Raw genomic sequence first — 3,568 nt, 5'->3', positions numbered from 1 at the left:
CCCACGCCTCGGTACGGGCCGCGAGCGCCATATTGTAGACCTTGCGCACACAGCCGAACGTGCGCGACAACTCGGCTGCCTGCGCATCGGTCGGACAGAAACGGTACTTGAACGCCCGCTTCACCTGAATGGCCGTCACATCTCACAAACTATCAAATCAGCCTGTGACGACCTGCTGGCATCCGGGTGGTGGACAACGAATCGCCCAGCGGCGATTCGTCTTTCCCTGCCCTGCTCCGCAGGAGTCCGATTCCTCCCCAGCCTGAAAGCAGGGGTCTCCTCGGAGGTACCTCGATGAGCCTCGACATCGACCTCATCCAGGTGGGTCTGTGGAAGGTGGAAGGACACCTCGTCGTCGGCTGCGTAGGCGACCGAGTGCGCCGCTGAGGTGTCCGCACGGCAAGGAAAGCGGCCGACGTCCGGTGCCGCCCGGGTCAGCCCGACTTCGGCGGCCTCTGCGCGTCGAAGGCGAAGAGAGTGTTCTTGGCCGCGGCTACGATCACCGCACGCCCCGCAACGCTCACGCGCGGGCTTGCGCCCTGCTCGCCCGTGAAACCATCGGCCTGCGGGTCTGTTGTCCACAGGGGTTTGCCATCGTACGGCGACAGCGCGACCACCCGGCCGGTGGCCGAGCTGAAATACAGCGCGTCGGCTCCCGCAGTGGGACCCGACGCACCCTCCACGCCAGTCTGCCGCGACCACTTCTTCCGGCCGGTCGCGGGGTCGAGCGCTGTGACGAGACCGGTCTGCCCGCTCACATAGACGGTGCCGTCCGCCATGCCGGGCGTCCCCGCGTATGTCTTGGCCAGTCGGGAGTACGTCACCTTCCGCGAGGACGGGTCGACCCGCGCCACCCCGTCGTAGCCGGCCAGCGCCGTTCCCTCCATGTGTACCTGAAGGAGTACGAGCCTGCCGTTGGTGACGCCCATCGGCACGGCGGGGCCGTTAACCGCGATGGGCCTGCCCAGTGTCCCCGAGGCGCGGTCGACCGTGTACAGGGTGGGGTGGCGCACCTCCAAGGCATCCACCTCCGCATCCGTCGCGCACATCGCGAAGAGCTGTGGGCCCACCGGGACGGGAGCGCACTGCTTACCTACTGGGAACGACGTCGTCCAGGTGACCTCACCGCTGTGCGCGTCCCGAGCCTCGAAGCTGGAGTTGGAAGCATCGACCGTCACGACGGCGGAGCCGACCACGATGGCATCCTGAGTCCGACCCGTGACGGCCGTCGACTGGGCGCCGGACGGCACGGACCACAGCTCCCGGCCGTTGTTGGCGTCGATGGCCACCACCTCGCTGGGAGGGTCCTGCGGGGCATCCTGGGCGGCGAAGCGGTAACCGAGCACTGTGTCGTCGGTGGCGCCCACCAGGTGCATGCCCTGGACGGGGACGCCCGGGCTCTTCGCCGTCCACACCTGCGAGCCGTCCAGGGCCCTGATACGGGTCGCGACAACACCGCCGCCCCCGCAGAACAGCGCGTCGCCGCGCGCGACGCAACGCAGCTCGTCGGGGATGTCCTCGCGACCGCCTTGCACGGTCTTGCGCCACGGCTCGAAGCCGTCCGGAAGTGCGGCACCCGGCGCAACGCTGTTGCCCTTGTCGCCGCCGCTGTTCCCCCCAAAGCCGCCCGCCTTCAGTGCGGCGACACCCCCGCCGATCGCTGCCACCGCGACCGCGGCCGCGAGCACAGGACGCCATCGGCGACGCAGGCTGCGGCCGATGGGGGTGCCAGTGCTCCCTGTATCGGGACCGGCCGGGGCGGTGGTCGGGGCAGTCGGCGCCGGGGTGGCCCGCGTCGCGAAGTGATGCTGGGTGATCATGTCGCGGGTGCGGCCCGCACCGACCCCGTTCACATCGGTGCCACCGAGATCGGCCGGCAGGTCCCGCAGCAGCACGAGGAGTTCGTCCGCAGAGGGGCGCCGCTCGGGGTCCTTGTCCAGACACGACTCGACGACCGCGCGCAAAGCCACCGGCACGGCACCCAGCGACGGCTCCTCATGCACCACCTGATAAGCCGTCATGTATGGGCTGTCAGCGTCGAAGGGCCCGCGGCCCGTCGCTGAGTACACCAGCAGCGTCCCCAGCGAGAAGACGTCGGACCGCGGCCCCACACCACGCGGCGCCTGCAACTGCTCCGGCGACATGAAGGGCGGCGTACCGATGACCCGCCCTGTCATCGTCAGCGTCTGCTGGTCCACGGCGCGCGAAATGCCGAAGTCGATGACGCGCGGGCCCTCAGGCGAGAGCACGACGTTCGAGGGCTTCAGGTCACGGTGGACGACCCCCACCCGGTGGATGTCGCGCAGCGCCTCCGCCAGCCCGATGGCGAGCCTCCTCAGCTCCGCTCCGTTCAGCGGGCCCTTCGTGGCGATGCGCTGGGCGAGAGTGTGCCCCTCGATATAAGTCGTCGCCATCCACGGCTGCTCGGCCTCAGGGGCAGCGTCGACCACGGCGGCGGTGAACGCGCCGCTCACCCGCCTCGCCGCCGCCACCTCCTGCCGGAAACGGATGCGGAACTCGTCGTCCCCCGCGAACTGTTGGTGGATCAGTTTGATCGCGACAGCTCGCCCCGAACTCGTGCGGGCCAGAAAGACCGTACCCATGCCACCCGAGCCGAGCCGCCCCTCAAGCGGATAGCCGCCGATCTCGGCTGGATCACCTCCACGCAGCGACACTCTTCCCGACCTCCCGTCCCCCGTGCGCCTCTGCCACCACGGGCCTGCGTACCTGTCCTGCACACAAACTAGCCGCAGGGCAGTACGGCAGAGCAAAGCGGGTGACGAGCAGGGAGCCCAGGGCACTGCTCCCGCACCGCACACGACGAAGCCCCGCCAAGAGCACTTGAGTTCTAGTGGCCGTTACAACACCCCATTCAAGGGGGTGGCGTCCAGAGAAGTGGTGTACGGATTCGACCTGATCCGGGGGTTTGCTCCGGAGTCAGACACCAGGGCCGGCACCGTCGAACTGACCGTCTCCAAGCTCAGGTCCGGGACTCCGCGAGGGCGTGCAGGGGCAGACTGTCGGGTGCGGTCATCGCGCGGCCCTGCCGCTGCATGGTGCTCCGGTACGCCCTGGAGCGCGCCTCGCGGGTCACGGCCGCGCGGGTACGCGTGGCACGGCCTCGAGTGGCTCGGTCTGCTGCCGGTCCGCGGCGACGTGACCGCATTGCACGGTCTGCTCTGACCGGACGAAACCCGCGACCCCACCACCGCGGTCCCGCCTCCGGTCCAGCTGAACGAAGACGAAGCCGACGAAGCCGTGGCACCGATCGAGGCCATAACCGCGACGACCTCACCGGCCCCGAGTTCACCGACCGGTACATCGAGGCCCTTCACACGGTCATCGAGGCCAACCAGGAAGACCGCCAACTGCCGCAGGCCCCCGAGCCGACGGCCCGGCCAGGGGCAACTGGTGGACCTGATGGCCGCGCTGCAGGAGTCCGTCGGCAAGGCCCGGGCCGCACGCGGCGAGACGGCTGTCGGCGTCGGCTGAACTCGGACCCACTTTGGGCGGTTGAATTCTGACCCGGTTGGTGTTGGTTCAGTCGTTGTCGGTTGTGTCGGTGGGG

2 protein-coding genes are annotated in these 3,568 nt (G+C 69.1%); both read right to left on the bottom strand.

Annotated features, from left to right (window positions below; genetic code table 11):
- A partial coding sequence (locus tag ABZ818_RS42590) for a helix-turn-helix domain-containing protein (RefSeq protein ID WP_361427654.1) occupies window positions 1–139 on the bottom strand: 139 nt, incomplete at its 3' end.
- A 295-nt stretch (window positions 140–434) separates the two neighbouring features.
- Entirely contained in the window at window positions 435–2,675 is a 2,241-nt protein-coding gene (locus tag ABZ818_RS42585) for a PQQ-binding-like beta-propeller repeat protein (protein WP_361427651.1), read from the bottom strand.
- Window positions 2,676–3,568 lie beyond the last annotated feature (893 nt).

Origin of the sequence: Streptomyces sp. NPDC047453 (assembly GCF_040643155.1) — a bacterium.
In the GTDB taxonomy this organism is placed as follows: domain Bacteria; phylum Actinomycetota; class Actinomycetes; order Streptomycetales; family Streptomycetaceae; genus Streptomyces.
Note: the sequence above shows the minus strand (reverse complement) of the source record. Positions and strands in the feature narration are given on the sequence as shown.